Consider the following 18,685-nt stretch of genomic DNA (forward strand, 5'->3'; position numbering starts at 1 on the left):
GCCGGGGCAGACCTGACCGCGAGAGTGCAGCGCCGGTACGGGCGGACCGGCGTCCCTCCTGTCACGCTCTCGCGGTCAGGTCCATGCCCTAAGCCTCGTCGCCTAAAGAGGCCCCTGAGCAGCAAAGATGCTCCAATCAGGCGTTTGCCTGAGGGCTCGGCATCCCCCGCGCGTCAAAAAGCGGAATGCGATTTCCGACAGCCGGTCAAATAATCGCCGCTAGGTAATTGCCTAACTACTTAGGGCGATAACTTTGGATGGATTCAGAGCGGCAGGCGATTGATCGGATGGTCACTCGTCCCCCACAGGTACTGCACCGCGTACGCCCGCCAAGGCTGCCAGGCCTCGGACCGCGCGGTCAGTGGACCAACCTTGTCCGGCAGCCCGAGCCGCCGCGTCGCCTGCCGAATCCCGAGATCGCCCGGAATGAACGCGTCCGGATCTCCCAGGGCCCGCATGGCGATCGACTCCACCGTCCACGGCCCGAACCCGGGCAGGGCGTAGAGCTGCTCCCGCGTGGCGTTCCAGTCGCCCCCGATGCTCAAATCCAAGTCGCCCGCGTTGAGCGCATCGATCAACCCGAGCAGCGTCTGCCTGCGGGTATGCGGCATCGCCAGGGTTTCCGGATCCAGCCCGGCCAGATCCTGGCTGGTCGGGAACAGGTGAGTGAGGCCCCCGCCCGGATCCTCGATCGGCCGGCCGTGCGCCTGAACCAGCCGGGCCGCATGCGTGCGCGCCGCCGCCGTGGAGACCTGCTGCCCCAGCACCGCCCGAATGGCGAACTGCTCCGGCTCGGCAATCCGCGGCACCCGACGCCCGGGATTCTTGGCCACCAGCGGCGCCAGCACCTCATCCCGCGAGAGCTGCTCGTCCACGGCGACCGGGTCGGCATCCAGGTCGAGCAGCCAGCGGCAGCGACTGATCGCCGCGGTCAGGTCACGCAGGTCGGTCAGCCAGAGCTGGCAGGCGATGTGGTCGGGCCTCGGACTGAGCGCAGCAACGGCATGGCCACCAGGAAGATGAAAGGCGCAGCGATAAGCCCCATCACGCCATTCCTCGACTCCGGGAACGGCGGTGGCGGCCAGGTGCCCGAACAAGTTGTCGGGGCAGAGGGGCTGCCGGAAAGGAAGTTTCAGAGAGATGGAACCAGGGACGCTCGGCGCACCGAAGGCGCCAACGGAACCAAAGTGCTTCTCCAACCCTGCACCCGGCCCACGCTCTGCCACGCTGGACGACACCGCAGCAGCCGACCCCGCACCCCGGCGCGCCCTGCTGTCACCCGAGCCACTCTTCCCCGCGGCGGTCTTCCCCGCGACTGTCTCCCCCACAGCTGTCTTTCCCGCAGCTGTCTTTTCCGCAGCTGTCTTTTCCGCAGCTGTCTCCCCTGCAGCCGTCCTTTCCACAGCCGCCCTTCCCACAGCCCTCCTTCCCACAGCCGGCCTTCCCACAGCCGCCTGACCCGAGCCAGCGTCTGGCCCGACCGCCCTTCCCACGCCCCTTCTTCCGGCGGGGGCCACGGGCTGGGCGGCGCCGCGGATGCCGGCCTTGGGCCTGGGAGCCGAGCGGAGTTCTCCCGGAGTCAGGGCGTAGACCTCGCGCACGGTCTCGTTGAACGAGCGCACGCTACTGAATCCGGCAGCCAGGGCGATCTCGGTGAAGGGCAGGTCTGTGCCCTCGATCAGGAGCCGGGCCGACTGAGCCCGCTGCATCCGGGCCAGGGCGAGCGGACCGGCGCCCACCTCGGCCATCAGATGCCGCTCGATCTGGCGCACGCTGTAGCCCAGCCGGGCGGCCAGGCCGGGCACTCCGCCGCGATCGACCACGCCGTCGGCGATCAGGCGCATCGCCCGGGACACCAAGTCGGCGCGGATGTTCCATTCCGGCGATCCGGGGGCGGCATTGGGGCGGCAGCGCTTGCAGGCCCGGAACCCGGCTCCGGCGGCGGCCGCGGCACTGGGGTAGAAGCGCATGTTCTTGGGCTTGGGCGGCACCACGGGACAGCTGGGGCGGCAGTAGATCCGGGTGGTCACTACGGCGGTCCAGAAGAAGCCGTCAAAACGCTCGTCTTTCGCCTGGACGATGCGTACGCAGCGCTCGGCGTCCTGGTACAGCGACGTCATGGCCCCTCCTGACTCCCGATGATGCTCCTCCCGTTCGCCGTTCACCCCTGGAATCGGCCGTTGACCTCGCCGAAACCGGGGTAGCCCTGCAACGCCTTCATCGTGCCGGTGGCCAGCAGCTCGCGGGTGGCCGCAACCGCCTGCCCGTACGCGGCCTCGGCCAGGGCGGTGCCGAGGCTGATCCGCACCACCCCGGTGGCGGCGAGCTCGGCGATGCTCGGCCCGGCCGGATCGGCGAGCACGCTGATCGGTAGGGCGGCCCGCGACACCAGCTCGGTCAGGGTGGGCACATCGACCAGGCCGGGCACGAACAGACAGGTGGCCCCGGCCCGCGCATAGGCCTCGGCGCGGCGCAACACCTCGTCGGCCCGGCCGGTGGGAGCACCGATGCCCAGCAGGTACCCGTCGGTGCGAGCGTTGATGACGAAGCTCTCGACCCCGGCCTGATCTGCCGCAGCCCGGGCCGCGGCCACTCGATCGGCTTGCTGCTCGACGGGGTAGAGGGTGCCGTCGGGCCGGGAATCCTCGAGGTTGACGCCGACCGCCCCGGCCTCGATCACGGCCCGAACCGTGCCCGCGACCTCTTCGGGCGCGGCCCCGTAACCGGCCTCGATGTCGGCCGTGACCGGCACCTCGACCACGGCGGCGATGCGAGCCACCACTGCGGCCACCTCGTCGCGGTTGAGGTGCTCACCGTCGGGCCGGCCCAGCGACCAGGCCACTGCGGCGCTGGATGTGGCAATCGCCGGGGCGCCGGCGGCGGCGATCAGCACCGCACTCGCCGCATCCCACGCGTTGGGCAACAGCACGGGGGTGCCGGCGCGGTGCAGTTCGGCGAACTCGCGGGCAATGCTCTGCGACGTCATGTTTCGAGGATCGCACCCACCTACGACAGTTTGGCGCGCCGCGAAGGGTCAGGTCGTTTTCCTGCGAAGCCGGATGGATGGCGCGGCCCTGGGGCACGGGTGGAGGGTCAGGGGCGCCCGCTGGAGGAGACCTGATTTGTGTACACCGAGTACACCCGGCACCAGAAGTACTCGATGTACACATTTGAGGCATGGCCGGGCTGGCCAGAGCAGAATGTAGTGCGGTGGCCACCAAGGTTCGCCGGGTTCCGACGTGGTGGCAACGAACGGGCGGAGCCCACCTGGTCAAGGTTCGTGGCCGCGGCACGAGATCGAGGGGCGATCAGGGGCCTCGTCCCTCGGGCGGGTCAAGCGGCGTGGTTCAAGAGTTGGTGGGGAGAGGCGCAGGAACTCAGACTTGGAAACGGATGAGAGGGCACAGTTCGGTGGGCGCAGTTCGGGTGAGCGCCAGCCATTGCCCGGTAGTGCGATGGCCACGAACGTTCACCGGGTGACCGGTTGCACGGGCCGGATCCGGTACCGGGTGAACTTGCGAGGGTGTGGTCCTTCGTCCTCTGCTGACCGCTCTGGTGCGGGGCCCTCTGCCTTGGCCACGGACGTCCCCCATTGGTTCTCGCCGGTGAGCGACGGGATGTGGACGGCTGACGGCCCCTGGCCGCGCAGGGCCTAATCTGGGGGCGTGGCCGCCGAACCGAAGTACCGCCGGATCGCAGCGGACCTGGCCGAACGGGTTCGCTCCGGGGACTTCGGCGCTGACGGTGCGCTACCTCCGCAGCGCACGCTGAGCGAGCAGTACGGCGTCACCCTGATGACGTTGCGCCAGGCCCTGCAGGTACTCCAGGACGAGGGGCTGATCGAGCAGCGGCCGGGGCGGGGCACCTTCGTGGTTCCGCCCGAGGTGGCCCACGACCAGGCGAATCTGCGCAGCCTGGCCGACGAGTTGCATGCTCAGGGGGTGCCGTTGCGCACCGAGGTGCTGGGCCGGCAGGTGCGCAAGCTGCCCAGGCCGGTGGCGGCCGAGCTCGGGCTGGAGGTGGACGAGCCCGCCCTGCGGCTGGAGCGGCTGCGCTCGGTGCGCGGAATTGCCTTGCTGCATCAGGTTTCCTGGGTGCCGCAGCCCTGGGCCGAGGCGGTCAAGGATGTCGACTTCGAGCTCACCCCGCTGTACGCGGCGATCGCCGAGGCCGGCGGCACCACTCCCGAACGGGCCGAAGAGGCGCTCACCGCCGAGGCGCTCAGTGCGCGGCTGGCCGGGCTGAACGCCACCGTCGAAGGCCGCCCGGCGCTGGTGATGCGCCGGACGACCTTCGACGGAACGGGCCGGGCCTACGTGGTGGACACCGCCACGATCCTCGACGAGCGGTTGCGGATCGTCACCGACCGCCGCACCTCAGAGGTCACGCACACCTGGCGTTTCGGTTAGTGCTCGATCGCCTTCTCGGCTCCCGCACCGGTCAGTGAGCGCACCTCCATCTCGGCGTACTTCTCCGCCGAGCCGACCTCCTTGCTGGTGATCGTGCCGAGCCAGCCCAGCAGGAAGCCGACCGGGATCGAGACGATGCCGGGGTTGTCAAGCGGGAACCAGTGGAAGTCGATGCCGGTGTCGGTGATCATCGACAGCGACGCGCCGTCCGGGCCGACCTTCCCGGAGACCACCGGGGAGAAGATGATCAGCACGATCGCCGTGGTCAGGCCGCCGTACATGCTCCACAGCGCGCCGCGGGTGTTGAACCGCTTCCAGAACAGCGAGTACAGGATGGTCGGCAGGTTGGCCGAGGCGGCCACCGCGAAGGCCAGGGCGACCAGGAAGGCCACGTTCTGGTCCTTGGCGAAGATCCCGCCGACGATCGCGACCAGGCCGATCACCACGGCGGTGATCCGGGCGACCCGGACCTCGTCGTCGGCCCGGACCTGGCCCTTCTTCAGCACGTTGGCGTAGATGTCGTGGGCGAAGGAGGCACTGGCGGTGATCGTCAGGCCGGCCACCACCGCCAGGATGGTGGCGAAGGCGACTGCGGCGATCACCCCGAGCAGGAGTTCCCCGCCGAGCTCGAAGGCCAGCAGCGGAGCCGCCGAGTTCGCCTTGCCCGGGGCCGCCATGATCTTGTCCGCCCCGACCAGCCAGGCCGCGCCGAAGCCGAGCACCAGGGTGAACAGGTAGAAGACGCCGATCAGCCAGATCGCCCAGACCACGCTGCGCCGGGCCTCTTTCGCGCTCGGCACGGTGTAGAAGCGCATCAGCACGTGCGGCAGGCCGGCGGTACCGAGCACCAGGGCCAGGCCGAGCGAGATGAAGTCCAGCTTGGTGGTGTCGGTCAGGCCGTAGCGCAGACCGGGCTCCAGCAGGGTCTGCCCGGCCGGCGAGACCGCGGCCGCGTCGCCCAGCAGCTCGGAGAAGTTCAGCCCGGCCCGGCTGAGCACCCAGATCGTCATCAGGCCGGCGCCCAGGATCAGCAGCACCGCCTTGATGATCTGCACCCAGGTGGTGCCCTTCATGCCGCCGATCAGCACGTAGACGATCATCAGCACGCCGACCACGGCGATCACCAGGTTCTGGACCCCCGAACCCTGCACGCCCAGAAGCAGATTCACCAGGCCACCGGCCCCGGCCATCTGGGCGAGCAGGTAGAAGAACGAGACGACCAGGGTGGAGATCGCGGCGGCGGTGCGCACCGGGCCCTGCTGCAGCCGGAAGCTGAGCACGTCGGCCATGGTGAAACGTCCGGTGTTGCGCAGCAGTTCGGCGACCAGCAGCAGGGCGACCAGCCAGGCCACCAGGAAGCCGATGGAGTACATGAAGCCGTCGTAGCCGACCGTGGCGATCGCCCCGGCGATGCCCAGGAAGCTGGCCGCGGAAAGGTAGTCACCGGCGATCGCGATGCCGTTCTGCCGCCCGGTGAAAGCACGTCCCCCGGCGTAGTAGTCGGCGGCGGTGCGGTTGTTGCGGGAGGCCCGCAGCACCACCGCGAGGGTGACCGCGACGAAGATCAGGAAGATGGTGATGTTGACGGCCGGGCTGCCGACATCGGTGCCGGTGGTGGCGGTTCGCAGGATCACTTCACCTCACCCCGTTCGATGTGCTCGCGCAGCTTGTCGGCGGTGGGGTCGAAGTTCTTGTCGGCCCACCGGGCGTAGGCCATGGTGATCGCGAAGGTCGAGACGAACTGCAGCAGACCGATGATCAGGCCGATGTTGACCTTGCCGATCACCTCGGTGCTCATGAAGTCGGGGGCGTAGGCGCTGAGCGCCACGTAGAGGAAGTACCAGACGAGGAACAGGCCGGTGAGCGGGAAGACGAACCGGCGGAACCGGGCGCGCAGGGCCTGGAACTCCTCGCTGTCCTGCACCTCCTGGTATCCGGTGCGCTGGGGTGGGACGTCGGACATCACAGCTCCTTCACTGGCCAGGGCCTGCGCCGTCGCAGGCCCGCAGGACGGACGGGCCCTACTGTGAGCCGGGTCACCCGCCGAGGAGTAGAGGTGAGCGCCGTCACTTCGATGGATGGCCGACGCCGGGCGACGTGCGGCGCCCGGGCGCACGGCGAGCGGCGGCAAACGCGGGACGAGCGGTTCAGCTGTCGCCGCGATTGAGGTCCAGCGACTCTGGCGCGTGCAGCCGCACCATGATCGTGCCCACCCCGGGCGTGCGGAACCGAGGTGTAGCCAGCGAGACCCCGACCATCACCGCGAAGGCCACCGGCATCGTCCAGGCGGCGGGCTGGCCGAGCAGAGCCGCCGGCCAGCCACCCTCCACCGCGCCGGAGACAGTCAGCGCAACCGCGACGCTGGCCAGCAGCCCGCCGGTGATCAGCCCGGCCAGTGCCCCGGTCCGGGTAAGCCCCCGCCACCAGATCCCCAGCACCAGTAGCGGGCAGAACGTGGACGCGGCCAGGGCGAAAGCGAGCGTGACGGTGTCGGCGAGGCCAGTACGCACGCCGAGCAGCGAGAGCGTGGCCGGGACCAGTACGGCCAGGCCGGCGCCCACCCGGAATCCGCTGACGCTGGCTCGCCATCGGCCGCGCAACAGGTCCTGGCTCAGTACCCCGGCCACGGACACGGTCAGGCCGCTGGACGTGGACAGGAACGCGGCGAACGCCCCGGCGGTGAGCAGGGCCGCGGCCAGATCGCCCCAGGGTTCGCCGAGCATCCGACCGGGCAGCAGGAGCATCATCGCGTCGTTGGAGTCCGCGGAGTTGAGCAGGTCGCCCGCATAGACCCGGCCCAGCGCGGCGTACAGCGGCGGGAACAGGTAGAAGGTACCGAGCAGGGCGATCACGGTGAGCACGGTGCGGCGGGCCGCCTGGCCGTCGGGGTTGGTGTAGAGCCGGACCAGCACGTGCGGCAGGCCCATGGTGCCGAAGAGCAGGGCCAGGAGCAGCGAATAGGTGCGGTAGAGCGGGTGGTCGTCGCCGTCGCCGCTGAGCGGGGAGACCCAGGCCTCACCGGCCACCGCGGCCGGACTGGGGGCGCCGTCGTGGTGCCAGACGATGAGCAGAAGGACGATCGGCAGGGCGATCGCGGTGAGTTTCAGCCAGTACTGGAAGGCTTGCACGAAGGTCACCGAGCGCATCCCGCCGGCGGTCACGTTGGCCACCACCACGAGCACCGCGATCGCCGTGCCGACCCAGCCCGGGGCACCGGTGGCGGTGCGCAGGGCCAGTCCGGCGCCGACGAACTGGGGCAGCAGGTAGAGCCAGCCGATGCCGACCACCAGCACGGCTGTGGTGCGGCGGACGGCGGCCGAACGCAGCCGGATCTCGGCGAAGTCCGGCAGGGTGTAGGCCCCGCTACGGCGCAGGGGTGCCGCCACCAGGGCCAGGAGCACCACGTAGCCGGCGGTGTAGCCGATCGAGTACCAGAGCATGTCGCTGCCGGTCGCGAAGATCAGCCCGGCGACCCCGAGAAAGCTTGCCCCGGAGATGTACTCGCCGCCGATCGCCGAGGCGTTCCAGCGCGGGCTGACCATCCGCGAGGCCACGTAGAAGTCGCTGGTGGTGCGGGACAGGCGAAGGCCGAGCGCGCCGACCCCGAGGGTTGCGGCACACACCACCAGCACTGCGATCCAGGCGCTCACCTACGGTGCAGGATCTCGGTGAAGTCCCGTTCGGCCCGCTCCACCGCGCGCACGTGCCACCAGGCCGCCGCCCACAGCAGCGGGAACACCGCCACGCCGAGGACCAGCCAGGCCACCGTCACCGGCCCCACCTGGTAGCCGGCCACCCCGGGCAGCAGCAGGAACAGCAACGGCAGGCTGCCCAGCCCGAGCAGCACCGCGGCCAGAACCGCCAGGGCCGGGCGCAACTGGGAGCGCAGCAGGGCGTTCAGGTAGACCTCGCCGACCTCGGTCTGCTCGTCGATCTCGCGGGTGGCCGGGCGCACCTCGGGGCGGGGGCTGGCCGACATCCGCGGGCTGGTCACCCGCACCCGCGGCGGGGTGCTCATCGCCGGTCCCGGTGGATCAGCAGGTCTTTCACCTGCCGGGTGTGCCGCCGGCTGACGGTCAGGGTGTGGCTGCCGAGCCGGACGTGGAACCGCCCGCCGTCCATCAGCAGCTCGCTCACGTGCCGCACGCTGATCAGGGTGCTGCGGTGGATCCGGACGAAACCGGCGGCCGCCCAGCGCTCCTCGAGCGTGCTCAGCGGTACCCGGATGAGGTGGCTGCCGGAGGCGGTGTGCAGCCGGGCGTAGTCTCCCGCGGCCTCGACGAACAGCACGCTCGAACGCCGCACGAACCGGGTCACCCCGCCGAGCTCGACCGCGATGTCCTCGTCGGACTCGAGGGCGGGCCGGGACGGCTCGGCCTGGGCCTGGACCGCCCGGCGCACGGCCTCGGCCAGGCGCTGGGCCCGCACCGGCTTGAGCACGTAGTCGACCGCCTGGACGTCGAACGCCTGCACCGCGTGCTGCTCGTAGGCGGTGACGAAGACCAGCTGCGGCCGGGAGGCGAACCGGGCCAGCACCCGGGCCAGGTCCAGGCCGTCCAGGCCGGGCATCGAGATGTCGCAGAACAGCACGTCCACCTGCTCGCTCTCGAGCACGCGCAGGGCCTGGGCGCCGCTGTCGGCGGTGAGCACCCGGCCGATCCGCTCGTCCGAGCCGAGGAGCCAGGCCAGCTCGGAGCGGGCCGGGGACTCGTCGTCCACGACCAGGGCCCGCAGGGGCGTCATCGCCATGCCGGAAGCCTAGGGCGCGGGCGGCCCCGCGTGAACTCCCGGAGCATACTTGGGCACCCGAAAGCTCACCTTTGTCCCGGCCCCCTCGGCCGTTTCCACCACCAGGCCGAAGCGGTCGCCGAAGACCTGCCGCAGCCGGGCGTCCACGTTGCCCAGGCCGACCGACTCGGACTCGGTGCCCCGGGCCTGACCGGCCAGGATCTTCTCGATCAGGGCGGGGTCGGCGCCCACCCCGTCGTCCTCCACCCAGATCAGCGCCTCGGCCCCGGAGTCGGCCGCGCCCAGCGTGATCAGCCCGCCGCCCTCCTTGGCCTGCAGGCCGTGCCGGACCGCGTTCTCGACCAGCGGCTGCACCGAGAGGTAGGGCACGGCCACCGGCAGCACCTCGGGCGCCACCCGCAGCCGGACCCGCAGCCGGTCGCCGAACCGGGCCTGCTCCAGCACCAGGTAGCGCTCGATGTTGCGCAGCTCGTCGGCCAGCGTGGTGAACTCCCCGCCGCGGCGGAAGGCGTAGCGGGTGAAGTCGGCGAACTCCAGCAGCAGCTCGCGGGCCCGTTCCGGGTCGGTGCGCACGAACGAGGCGATGGCGGCCAGCGAGTTGTAGACGAAGTGCGGGCTGATCTGGGCCCGCAGCGCGCGCACCTCGGCCTCGATCGCCCGGGTGCGGGAGCGGTCCAGCTCGGCCAGCTCGATCTGGGTGGAGACCCACATGGCCACCTCACCGGTGGCCCGGACCAGCGCCGCGCTGGCCTGCCCGCCGTACGCGATGAGCGCCCCCACAACGGTGTCGCCGCTGGTCAGCGGGGCGACCACGGCGCTGCGGAGCGGACAGTCGAGCACCCCGCAGGCCTCGTCACCGTCGATCTGGGCCGCGTCCAGCACGCTGGTGCGACCACTGGCGATCGCTCCGGCGGCGTGCCGCAGCGCCTGATGCTGGTGGTGCCCGCCCTCGCCGTCCCAGGCCAGCAATCGCGAGCCATCGGCGAGCGCCACCGCCGGCGTGCCCAGAAGTGTCCTCAAATGCCGGATCGCCCGCTGCGCACCCTCGGGAGTGAGCCCGTCCCGCAGCGGCGGCGCGGCCAGCGAGGCGGTATGCAACGTGTCGAAGGTTGCCCGTTCGGCCTCGGTGCCCAGGTCAGGGCTGCGCCGGAAGCGCCGGATCGCGACCGCGCAAAGCACCAGCACCACCAGCACGGCCAGGATCTCGACCGCGCGCATCCACCCGTCCTGTGCCACGGGGATGACGGTAATACCTGATCAAACCGCCTCGAGTGCTTCCCTGACCTGCCGGGCCAACCCAGTCACCTCGTCCACTGTTTGCCCTTCGAGCACGCGCCGCATCAGCGCGGCACCCATGACGACCCCGTCGGCGTGCCGCGCCGCCTCCACCGCGGTTTCCGGGCCGGAGATGCCGAACCCGAGCAGCACCGGACGGTCGGTGCAAGCCCGAACCCGGCCCGCCAGGTCGGCCGCCTGCTGTCCGAGCGACGTCCGCTCGCCGGTGGTTCCCATCACCGTGGATGCGTAGACGAAACCGCTGCCCACCTCGGCGATCTGCTTCAGTCGATCGTCGGGCGTGGAAGGCGCTGCCACCAAGACTGTTTCAATGTGATTGGTGCGGGCCGCCTTGATCAGAGGACCGGCTTCGTCGAGCGGCGTGTCGACGGGAATCAGACCAGAGACTCCTGATTCGGACAGGCGTCGGCAGAAGTCCTCATATCCATGGCGTTTGATCAGATTGCTGTAGGTCATGGCGATCAAGGGGACGTCCAGCTCGAGTTCCGCGATCGCGTGCAGGGCACGGGTGGTGGTCATCCCTCGCTCCAGCGCCCGCTGCGAGGCCTGCTGAATGGTCACGCCCTCGAGCATCGGATCGGAGAACGGCAGCCCGATCTCGATGGCATCGGCGCCGGCCTCGACCAGCGCGACGACCAGGTCGAGCCAGTCCGCCGAGACCCCGGCCGTGACGAACGGAACCAGCAGTTTGCGCTTCTGGGATCGCCTTTCGCGCAGATGGGCTTCCAATTGAGGACGATCGCCCGTGGCCGTTCGGGTCATTTGAGCAGCTCCCTCACCTGTGCAGCATCCTTGTCGCCGCGACCGGACAAGGTCAGAAGAACCGTTGAACCGCTGGGCAGTTCGCTGGTTCCGGCGGCCCGCAGCACCCAGGCCAGGGCGTGGCAGCTTTCCAGCGCAGCCAGAATTCCTTCGGTCTGCGCCAGTTTTCGCAGGGCGTGCAGCACCTCGTCATCGGTGGCCGATACGTAACGAGCACGGCCGGAATCAGCCAGGTGGGAATGCTCCGGACCGACGCCGGGATAGTCCAGACCCGCCGAGACCGAGTGCGCCTCGAGCACCTGGCCGTCGTCGTCCTGCAGCAGGTAGGAATCGAAACCGTGCAGGATGCCGGGAGAGCCGCTGCCGATCGCCGCACCGCCCGCCGCCTCTACCCCGACCAACTGGGCCGAGGTGTCGACGAACCCGGCGAAGGTACCGGCCGCGTTCGAGCCACCGCCCACGCAGGCCACCACCACGTCAGGCACTCCGGCCGGGAGCAACTCGGCGCACTGGCCGCGAGCCTCTTCCCCGATCACCCGCTGGAACTCGCGCACCATCCACGGGTACGGGTGCGGCCCCATCGTGGAACCGATGCAGTAGTGCGCAGTCTCGGACTGGCCGACCCAGTGCCGGAAGGCCTCGCTGGTGGCGTCGGCCAGGGTCTGCCCGCCGGTGGTGACCGGGACGACGGTGGCGCCGAGCAGTTCCATCCGGAACACGTTCAGCTCTTGACGCTCGACGTCCTTCGCCCCCATGAACACGGTGACGTCCAGACCGAGCAACGCCCCTACCGTTGCAGTGGCCACGCCGTGCTGCCCGGCGCCCGTCTCGGCCAGCAGCCGGGTGCGGCCCATCCGCCGGGCCAGCAGCCCTTGCCCCAGAACATTATTGATCTTGTGCGATCCGGTGTGGGCCAGATCCTCGCGCTTGAGCAGCAGGTTCACCCCGAGCTCGGCGGACAGGCGGGTAGCCGGCGTGACCGGGGTGGGGCGCCCGGCGTAGAGCTTGAGCGTGCGGGCGAGTTCACCGCGGAACGCCGGATCCGCCCAGGCGGTGCGGAATTCCTGCTCGAGCGTGCGGCAGGCCGGGATCAGCGCCTCGGGCACGTAGCAGCCGCCGAAGGCGCCGAACCGTCCGTCGGCGGTGGGTTCGGCCATGGCAGATCGGGACGGGGACATGCCTCGACCGTATGAGTTCTAGAACTTTCCGTCAAGAGTTATAGAACTTAAGAACGGGCCCCAGATGGTGGCTAGGCAGGACGGGCGAGGCCGGGGCAGGCTTGGGTCACCGGAAACCAGAGCTTGACTGGGCCGTTCGGGGTCATCCCCGAGGCCGGGCTCAAGGTCAGTCCCGGGAAAACCGAAAGGTACGACGAAGAGCTACATCCCTTCGAGCGGCGGTGATCATCATGAGCGTCGTGCCCATTGCCAACCAGCACAGCGTGTTCAGCAGCTACGGTGCCGTACACATGCAACGCCAGCTGATCCCGTCCGCTGCGCTGCACTCCTCCGAACTCGGCATGGCCGCTCAGCAGGCGGCCGCCGCGATGGCGAACAAGGACTCGGTGCACCAGCAGCATTCGGTCGCGGCCACCAACACCGAGAACCGCTCGCACAAGTTCGACAAGCATGCTCCGCACAGCGGCTCGACGGCCGCGGGAGCGGGTGGGGCCGGCGGCTCCGGTACCCGCGATGCGGACGCTCCGGACACCGCCCGCAACCAGGCCCGGGCCGACCTGCCCTTGGGGGCCGAGGTCGACGTCTACCTCTAGAAGGCGATCGGGCAGACAAAGGTGCGTTCAGGTGTCCTTTGTCTGCCCGATTTTCTCTTGCCCTCAGCGGGTCAGTCGTTTGCGCACCTCTTGGCGGGCCTGGTTGAGCCGCGACTTGACCGTGCCCAGCGGCAGGTCCAGGCGGTTGGCGATCTCCTCGTACTCCAGATCGGCCAGATCCCGGTAGACGAAGGGCAGGATCAGCTGGGGGTGCGAGCTCTCCAGGGACTCCAGCGCCTCCAGCAGATCGATGCGTGACCCTGCGATCACGCTCGTGCGCCGAGGGTCAGGGCGGATCTGTTCCTCCACGGTGAGTGGCTGCTCGCCTGCTCTGCGTTTCAGGTCTCGGTAGGTCTGACGTGCGGCGTTCGTCACCACCACGTAGAGCCAGGTACGGAACGAACTGCGGCCCTCGAAGCTGCCGATCCGGCGGGCGACCTGAAGCAGGGCGTCCTGCGCGGCCTCTTCGGCGTCTTCCCGATGGGGCAGCATTTTTCCGGTCCGGCGCAGCACTTCCGGCTGGATCAGGGCGAGCAGATCGTTGAGAGCTGCATCGTCTCCGGCCGCGGCCGCCCTCGCCAAGGTATCGATCCGGTCACTACCGGGCGAAGCAGCGCCCTGAGGGGCGGCGGGCTCTTCGGGTACGTCGGTCATAGCGGCATGATGCTGCCATGCCTCTGCCCGAGCTGATCGGTCGATACCGGCCTGTCCGACGTCTGGGCTCCGGTGGTTTTGCCGTCGTGTGGCTGGCCCACGACGAATCCCTGGATGCCGAAGTCGCCGTCAAGGTCATGGCCGACAACTGGGCCGACCGCATGGACCTGCGGGAACGCTTCCTGGGCGAGGCCCGGATGCTGCGCCAGGCGGCCTCCCAGCGGATCGTCCAGGTGTTCGACATCGGGGAGCTGGAGGACGGCCGGCCCTACCTGGTGATGGAGTACGCGGACGCCGGAACTCTCGCCGATCGGGTCAAGGCCAACGGCGCGTACCCGCTGGCCGAGGCGCTGCGGGTGACCGCCGAGGTGGCCCGCGGGGTGGCCGAGCTGCACGACGCCGGAGTGGTGCACCGCGACCTCAAGCCCTCGAACGTGCTGGTCAAGTCCACCCGCGGTGGGGGTGAGCGGCTGCTCGTGGCCGACCTGGGGGTGGCCAAGAGCCTGGCCCAGGGCTCGGGCGTGACGATGTCGGTGGGCTCGGCCGGGTACATGGCGCCGGAGCAGATGGAGCCGCAGATCGGCGTGGACGTGCGGGCCGACGTGTACAGCCTCGGTGCGTTCGCGTTCTACCTGATGACCGCGCAGAAGCCGTACCTGCCGCTGGTGATGGCCGAGAAGATGCCGGCCGCGCTGCCCGACCCGGTGCTGGAGACCATGCTCTCGGCCCTCGAACGGGATCGGGAGATGCGCTGGCCGGACGCCGCCAGCCTGGCCGAGCGGTTCGATGAGCTGGCCGATCAGCTTCCGGACGACTTCTCGGTGTCCGCCGCCAGCTCGCCCACCGATGTCCAGACGCCGTACCCGAGTGCTCCGGTCGCGGCGGCGCCGGATCACAGCCCCACCCCGGACAGCCCGACGCCGGGCTGGACGTACGAGGGTGGCCAGAAGAAGCAGCCCGCTCTGCAGAACCAGGCGTTCGAGGCGACACGGGCTGCGCCCAGCCGCCCGACACCGATGCCTCAGCGCGCTGCCAGCCCTCAGTCGGCTCCACCCCAGCCTCAGTACTTCCAGGAGCCTCAGCCGGGCGCACAGGGCTTCCAGCAGGGTCCGGGCGATTACGGCCGCTCCGACTATCCGCAGCAGGGGCCCGGGCAGTACCAGGGCTACTCCCACGGCTACTCGCCGTCGGGGCAACAGCAGGGCTACTCGCCGAACCAGCCCAGTTATCCGCAGGGCCAGCCGGGCTATCCGCAGGGCGCCCAGCAGCCGCCCCGGCCTCCGGCCGAGTCGCTGTCCTCGCGGGGTGGCGCCCCACGAGGTGGTGTCTCACGGGGCGAGGGCCGCGGCCGCTGGATCGCGACGATGGTGGTCGTGGTGGCGCTGGCCGCCGCCACCGGCGTCGGCTCGGTGATGTTCTGGCAGAAGAACCGGAACCAGGACATCTCGGTCAGCACCGCCGACCAGTCCCTCAGGCTCACCGTGCCCAAGCAGTTCGGCCGGGAAGTGGTGGACAACGGCTGGAAGCCCACCTCGATCGGGCTGAAGGACGCCGAGGGTTCGGGGCTGCTCCTGGCCAACGATGTCGACGGCTGGTCCAAGCTGCAGCAGGACGTGGACGGCGTGTTCGTCGGCCTGAGCCCGCGGGAGAACCTGCCCAAGCGGGTCGCCGAGATCGAGCACGAGGACTGCACCAAGGCCTCGGCCGAGCAGTACACCGGGCCCGACTGGGAAGGTCAGCTGCAGACCTGGACGTCCTGCTCGGGCGGGCAGCGGGTGCTGTGGGAGATCAGCCTGAAGGCGGTCGACTCCGACCAGTGGGTCTACATGCAGGTGCGGCAGTCCGAGTACACCGTGGAACCGGCCGTGCTGATCGAGGGCCTGGAGCTGACCGGCAGCTGATCGGCGAACTTTTCGCCGGGCCCGGGCATCCAAGGATCGACACCGCCTCATTCCGGAAGAAGGACGCACCATGCACAGCTCGGGACGCCGCCGGCTGGCCGCCCTGACTCTGGCGCCGGCCCTGCTCGGCCTGGCCGCCTGCGGCAACGAAAGTGCGCTCGAGCCTGTGAGAAACGTCACGGCCGGACCGGCCGGGCTCAACCCGTCCGCCGGGCCCAGCGCCACGACGGAGCCGGCCTCGGGCGGCGAGGACGGGTGCGCCGACGACGGCGGCCAGGTTCCGTCCGGAGCCGGCGCGGCCGAGGTCGGCGATCTGGACGGTGACGGCGCCCCGGACGAGCTCTGGATGGTCCAGGACGGCGGGCAGAAACGGCTCGGCGTCCGCACCGCCTCCGGCAAGGTGATGTCGACCGCGTACGAGAGCACGGAACCGGCCAGCGCGGTGGCGAACCGGCTGGGCGACGGCACCGCGATCATCCTGCTGAACACCGGCCGCAGCGCAGCGCTGTACTCGGTGCTGGACTGCCAGATCGTGGCCACCGAGAACCAGACCGGCGAGCAGTACTCGTTCGACCTGGGCTTCGGCCAGTTCGGCACCGGGGTGGCCTGCCCCCTCTCCCCGGCCGACGACACGCTGTACCTGGCCGGGTACAAAGCCACGGACTCCGGCCGGGACGGCTACGAGAACATCGTCCGCACCCGGATCGACCTGAGCGAGGGCGGCAGCCGGGCCGACAACGGCACGGTGGCCGAGCTCGGCGAGTACTCCAGTTCCTCGGCCAGCGCCAAGATCGCGCACGCAGTCAGCTGCGGCGACTCCGGAACCGTGGAAGAGCCCGCCTAGGACAGGCCCTAATCCACCCGCTGCAGGTCGGCGAACCCGACGTTGCCCGCGTTCGCCGCGTCCTTCCAGGTGAAGGTCAGCTTGTCCGGGTCGCTGAGGTCCTGCAGCAGGGTGACCTCGCCCAGGGGCGCGCAGGTGCCGCTCTCATTGTCCGAATCCTTCACCGGGGCACTCAGATTGGCGGTATAGAGGCTGGCGCTGGTGATCGTGAGCTTGGACCGGCAGCCGAGCCCGGGCGCCTCCATGGTGCCCGGCTTCTTCTTGGCGCCCTTCAGGTCGAGCTGGACCGTCCAGGTGCTCACCGTGCCGGTGACCTGTGAAACCTCGCCCTCCCACTCGCCTTCCATGCCGTAGGGCAGAGTGTTGAGCGGCGCTACCTTCTGCGCGTCCTTGCTGTCTTCTTCCTTCTTTTCCTTCTTGTCGGAAGAACTGTCGGCGCAGTCGGAACCGTCGGCCCCGACATTGATCCGGCCGCCGCAGGACTCCGGATCGGCTGCCTTCCCGGAGCCGCTGTCGTCGTCGATCAGCGACGTGCTGTCGTTGTCCGGGTTGCTGACGCTGTCGCTGTTGGCCACGTTGTAGACGCCCGCACCCACGACCAGCGCGAACACGGCGACCGCGGTGAGCACTACGGCCCGGCCCCGGTTCGGCGGCGGCGTGGGCCGGTTCGGGCCCTGCCCCGGAATCCGGTTCGGGCCGCCACCGTTGCCTCCGCCCCACTGCTGCTGGTTCCAGCCGGTCGGGCGCGCGGGAGCACCGCTACCTACCCGCTGGGCCGGGCCGGGCATCGGCGGAGGGGGAGCGTTCCGAGGGCCGCCCTGGTTCGGCCGGTTCGCCGGCTGGCCCCAACCCTGCGGCTGATTCGGCGGCTGGTTCGGTGGGCCCCACTGCGGGCTCTGCGGCGGTTGGTAGGCAGCCGGCTGAGCGTTCTGGTTCCACCCCTGCGGCGCCGGGCGTGAAGGAGCCGGGTGTGAAGGAGCCGGGCGCGAACCCTGCTGCCCACCGAAACCGTGCGGGCCCGAACCGTGCTGCCCCGAGCCGTGTTGCGGGCCCCAGTGCGGCTGGGCCGGAGCCGGCGGCGGGTACTTCTGCGGCTGCGAGTACTGCCCGTTCTGCTGGACACCCTGCTCGCGACCGCCGTGCGTTCCCCAAGGCGGGACGTCTCCAGATGGAACGCTGGGGCTCACCGGCCCCGAGGTCCCGGTCGGCCGCCGGTCCTGCACCTGCGGCCGCTCGAGGCGGGTCTCGTCCAACGCCGGCGCCTGCTGCACCTGGGTGTAGCGGGCGTCCGGCCCCGCCGCGACCGTGCGCCCCTGCGGCTCGTAGCCCGAGGTCGGGCCGGTCGGCGATGCCTCCACCAACTGCGTGGCCTGGGCCAGCACCACCGTCGCGTCGGGCACGTCCGGCTGGTTCGGGCGGCCCAGCAGCATCGACAGCGCGTGCTGGGCGGTGGGCCTGCGCGACGCGTCCTTGTCCAGGCACTGCAGCAGCACGTTGCGCAGTTCGCCCGGCACGTCGCTGAGATCGGGGTGCTCGTTGGCGATCTTGGCGATCGCCGCCATCATGTGCTCGGCCTCGAACGGCGCCCGGCCGGTGGCCGCGAAGGCCATCACCGAACCCCAGGCGAACAGGTCGGTGGCCGGGCCCACCCGCTCGCCGCGCAACTGCTCCGGCGACATGTAGGCGGGCGTGCCGAACAGCTTGCTGACCTTGGTGGTGTCCTGCGAGAGGTCGCGCGCGATGCCGAAGTCGATGACCCGGGGGCCCTCCGGCGACATCATCACGTTGGCCGGCTTGAGGTCGCGGTGCACCACGCCGGCCTGGTGGATGGCGGCCAGGGCGGTGGCGGTGCCGATCGCCAGGCGCTGCAGCCGGGTGCCGGACATCGGGCCGCGCTCGCTGATGTACTGCTGCAGCGAGGGGCCTTCGATGAACTCGCTGATCACGTAGGGCGGCTGCGACTCCAGGTCGAAGTCGAGGATCTGCGCGGTGCAGAACGGGGCCACCCGCCGGGCGGCGGCCACCTCCTTGGCGAACTGCTCGCGCGAGCGTTCGTCCTCCACCCGCAGCATCTTGACCGCGACCAGTTCGTTGTCGGGAGAAAGGCCCAGGTAGACCACTCCCTGGCCACCGGCCCCGATGCGGCCGGTCAGGCGGTAGCCCGCCACCTGCGCAGGGTCGGCGGACAGCAGCGGGGCGACGTCAGGCACTGATTCAGTCTGCCACCCGGAGCGCACCGATCTGTAGCGATCGGGGGCAACCGTCCCTCTTGGACCGTCCAATCCGACTCTGGGTAGGC

The 18,685-nt window shown here is 70.1% G+C and carries 16 protein-coding genes; 4 read left to right on the forward strand and 12 right to left on the reverse strand.

Going from position 1 to position 18,685, the window contains the following annotated elements; translation table 11 throughout:
- Positions 1-263: 263 nt before the first annotated feature.
- Both LR394_RS26830 and LR394_RS26840 read right to left on the reverse strand, forming a co-directional pair.
- Entirely contained in the window at positions 264-2,111 is a 1,848-nt protein-coding gene (locus tag LR394_RS26830; protein ID WP_407937137.1) for an AlkA N-terminal domain-containing protein, read from the reverse strand.
- A gap of 50 nt (positions 2,112-2,161) precedes the next feature.
- Positions 2,162-2,986 carry an isocitrate lyase/PEP mutase family protein gene (locus LR394_RS26840; RefSeq protein ID WP_231447132.1) on the reverse strand — a complete coding sequence of 275 codons (825 nt, stop codon included), beginning with the start codon at positions 2,984-2,986 and terminating at the stop codon, positions 2,162-2,164.
- Between the two features lie 679 nt (positions 2,987-3,665).
- On the opposite strand from LR394_RS26840, the gene LR394_RS43235 reads away from it, so the two are divergent.
- Positions 3,666-4,409: a GntR family transcriptional regulator gene (locus LR394_RS43235; protein ID WP_231447134.1), complete on the forward strand. Its 744-nt coding sequence runs from the start codon at positions 3,666-3,668 to the stop codon at positions 4,407-4,409.
- Here the strand turns inward: LR394_RS43235 and LR394_RS26850 are convergent.
- The 8 genes from LR394_RS26850 to trpB all read right to left on the reverse strand — a co-directional run bounded on the left by LR394_RS26850 (position 4,406) and on the right by trpB (position 12,394).
- On the reverse strand, positions 4,406-6,037 hold the full coding sequence (locus LR394_RS26850) for a solute symporter family protein (protein WP_269329867.1): 1,632 nt from the start codon (positions 6,035-6,037) through the stop codon (positions 4,406-4,408). The genes LR394_RS43235 and LR394_RS26850 overlap by 4 nt on opposite strands.
- Before the next feature lie 2 nt (positions 6,038-6,039).
- Positions 6,040-6,372: a DUF485 domain-containing protein gene (locus LR394_RS26855; RefSeq protein WP_231447138.1), complete on the reverse strand. Its 333-nt coding sequence runs from the start codon at positions 6,370-6,372 to the stop codon at positions 6,040-6,042.
- A 184-nt stretch (positions 6,373-6,556) separates the two neighbouring features.
- Positions 6,557-8,059: a sodium/solute symporter gene (locus LR394_RS26860; RefSeq protein ID WP_231447140.1), complete on the reverse strand. Its 1,503-nt coding sequence runs from the start codon at positions 8,057-8,059 to the stop codon at positions 6,557-6,559.
- A complete protein-coding gene (locus tag LR394_RS26865; RefSeq protein WP_231447142.1) occupies positions 8,056-8,427 on the reverse strand; it encodes a hypothetical protein in 372 nt (123 codons plus the stop codon). The genes LR394_RS26860 and LR394_RS26865 overlap by 4 nt, the downstream gene beginning before the upstream one ends.
- Positions 8,424-9,158 carry a LytR/AlgR family response regulator transcription factor gene (locus LR394_RS26870; protein ID WP_231447144.1) on the reverse strand — a complete coding sequence of 245 codons (735 nt, stop codon included), beginning with the start codon at positions 9,156-9,158 and terminating at the stop codon, positions 8,424-8,426. Before LR394_RS26870 ends, LR394_RS26865 begins: the two co-directional genes overlap by 4 nt.
- A gap of 9 nt (positions 9,159-9,167) precedes the next feature.
- The gene (locus LR394_RS26875; RefSeq protein WP_269329869.1) at positions 9,168-10,376 is read right to left on the reverse strand and encodes a sensor histidine kinase; all 1,209 of its coding nucleotides are present in this window, start codon (positions 10,374-10,376) and stop codon (positions 9,168-9,170) included.
- A gap of 39 nt (positions 10,377-10,415) precedes the next feature.
- On the reverse strand, positions 10,416-11,216 hold the full coding sequence (gene trpA, locus LR394_RS26880) for a tryptophan synthase subunit alpha (protein ID WP_231447150.1): 801 nt from the start codon (positions 11,214-11,216) through the stop codon (positions 10,416-10,418).
- Positions 11,213-12,394 (reverse strand): tryptophan synthase subunit beta, encoded by a 1,182-nt coding sequence (gene trpB, locus LR394_RS26885; protein ID WP_231447151.1) that lies wholly within the window; start codon positions 12,392-12,394, stop codon positions 11,213-11,215. Before trpB ends, trpA begins: the two co-directional genes overlap by 4 nt.
- Positions 12,395-12,624: 230 nt before the next feature.
- Between trpB and LR394_RS26890 the strand changes: the two genes are divergently transcribed.
- Positions 12,625-12,987 (forward strand): hypothetical protein, encoded by a 363-nt coding sequence (locus LR394_RS26890; protein WP_231447153.1) that lies wholly within the window; start codon positions 12,625-12,627, stop codon positions 12,985-12,987.
- 63 nt (positions 12,988-13,050) lie between these two features.
- On the opposite strand, the gene LR394_RS26895 is transcribed toward LR394_RS26890, so the two are convergent.
- Positions 13,051-13,641, reverse strand: a complete 591-nt coding sequence (locus LR394_RS26895; protein ID WP_231447155.1) for an RNA polymerase sigma factor — start codon at positions 13,639-13,641, stop codon at positions 13,051-13,053.
- A 17-nt stretch (positions 13,642-13,658) separates the two neighbouring features.
- Here LR394_RS26895 and LR394_RS26900 point away from each other — a divergent pair, with 17 nt between their 5' ends.
- Positions 13,659-15,542 carry a serine/threonine-protein kinase gene (locus LR394_RS26900; RefSeq protein ID WP_231447157.1) on the forward strand — a complete coding sequence of 628 codons (1,884 nt, stop codon included), beginning with the start codon at positions 13,659-13,661 and terminating at the stop codon, positions 15,540-15,542.
- 70 nt (positions 15,543-15,612) lie between these two features.
- The gene (locus LR394_RS26905; protein WP_231447159.1) at positions 15,613-16,386 is read left to right on the forward strand and encodes a hypothetical protein; all 774 of its coding nucleotides are present in this window, start codon (positions 15,613-15,615) and stop codon (positions 16,384-16,386) included.
- An 8-nt stretch (positions 16,387-16,394) separates the two neighbouring features.
- On the opposite strand, the gene LR394_RS26910 is transcribed toward LR394_RS26905, so the two are convergent.
- Complete coding sequence (locus tag LR394_RS26910; protein WP_231447161.1) at positions 16,395-18,596, reverse strand: serine/threonine-protein kinase; 2,202 nt, start codon at positions 18,594-18,596, stop codon at positions 16,395-16,397.
- Positions 18,597-18,685 lie beyond the last annotated feature (89 nt).

This window comes from Kineosporia babensis (assembly GCF_021129305.1).
Taxonomy (GTDB): domain Bacteria; phylum Actinomycetota; class Actinomycetes; order Actinomycetales; family Kineosporiaceae; genus Kineosporia; species Kineosporia babensis.

What these genes read in the sequence shown, in the direction of transcription:
- LR394_RS26840 (WP_231447132.1), bottom strand. Translation starts at nt 2,986, where the DNA reads ATGACGTCGCAGAGCATTGCCCGCGAGTTCGCCGAACTGCACCGCGCC.
- LR394_RS26855 (WP_231447138.1), bottom strand. Translation starts at nt 6,372, where the DNA reads ATGTCCGACGTCCCACCCCAGCGCACCGGATACCAGGAGGTGCAGGAC.
- LR394_RS26865 (WP_231447142.1), bottom strand. Translation starts at nt 8,427, where the DNA reads ATGAGCACCCCGCCGCGGGTGCGGGTGACCAGCCCGCGGATGTCGGCC.
- LR394_RS26870 (WP_231447144.1), bottom strand. Translation starts at nt 9,158, where the DNA reads ATGGCGATGACGCCCCTGCGGGCCCTGGTCGTGGACGACGAGTCCCCG.
- LR394_RS26875 (WP_269329869.1), bottom strand. Translation starts at nt 10,376, where the DNA reads ATGCGCGCGGTCGAGATCCTGGCCGTGCTGGTGGTGCTGGTGCTTTGC.
- trpA (WP_231447150.1), bottom strand. Translation starts at nt 11,216, where the DNA reads ATGACCCGAACGGCCACGGGCGATCGTCCTCAATTGGAAGCCCATCTG.
- trpB (WP_231447151.1), bottom strand. Translation starts at nt 12,394, where the DNA reads ATGTCCCCGTCCCGATCTGCCATGGCCGAACCCACCGCCGACGGACGG.
- LR394_RS26890 (WP_231447153.1), top strand. Translation starts at nt 12,625, where the DNA reads ATGAGCGTCGTGCCCATTGCCAACCAGCACAGCGTGTTCAGCAGCTAC.
- LR394_RS26895 (WP_231447155.1), bottom strand. Translation starts at nt 13,641, where the DNA reads ATGACCGACGTACCCGAAGAGCCCGCCGCCCCTCAGGGCGCTGCTTCG.
- LR394_RS26900 (WP_231447157.1), top strand. Translation starts at nt 13,659, where the DNA reads ATGCCTCTGCCCGAGCTGATCGGTCGATACCGGCCTGTCCGACGTCTG.
- LR394_RS26905 (WP_231447159.1), top strand. Translation starts at nt 15,613, where the DNA reads ATGCACAGCTCGGGACGCCGCCGGCTGGCCGCCCTGACTCTGGCGCCG.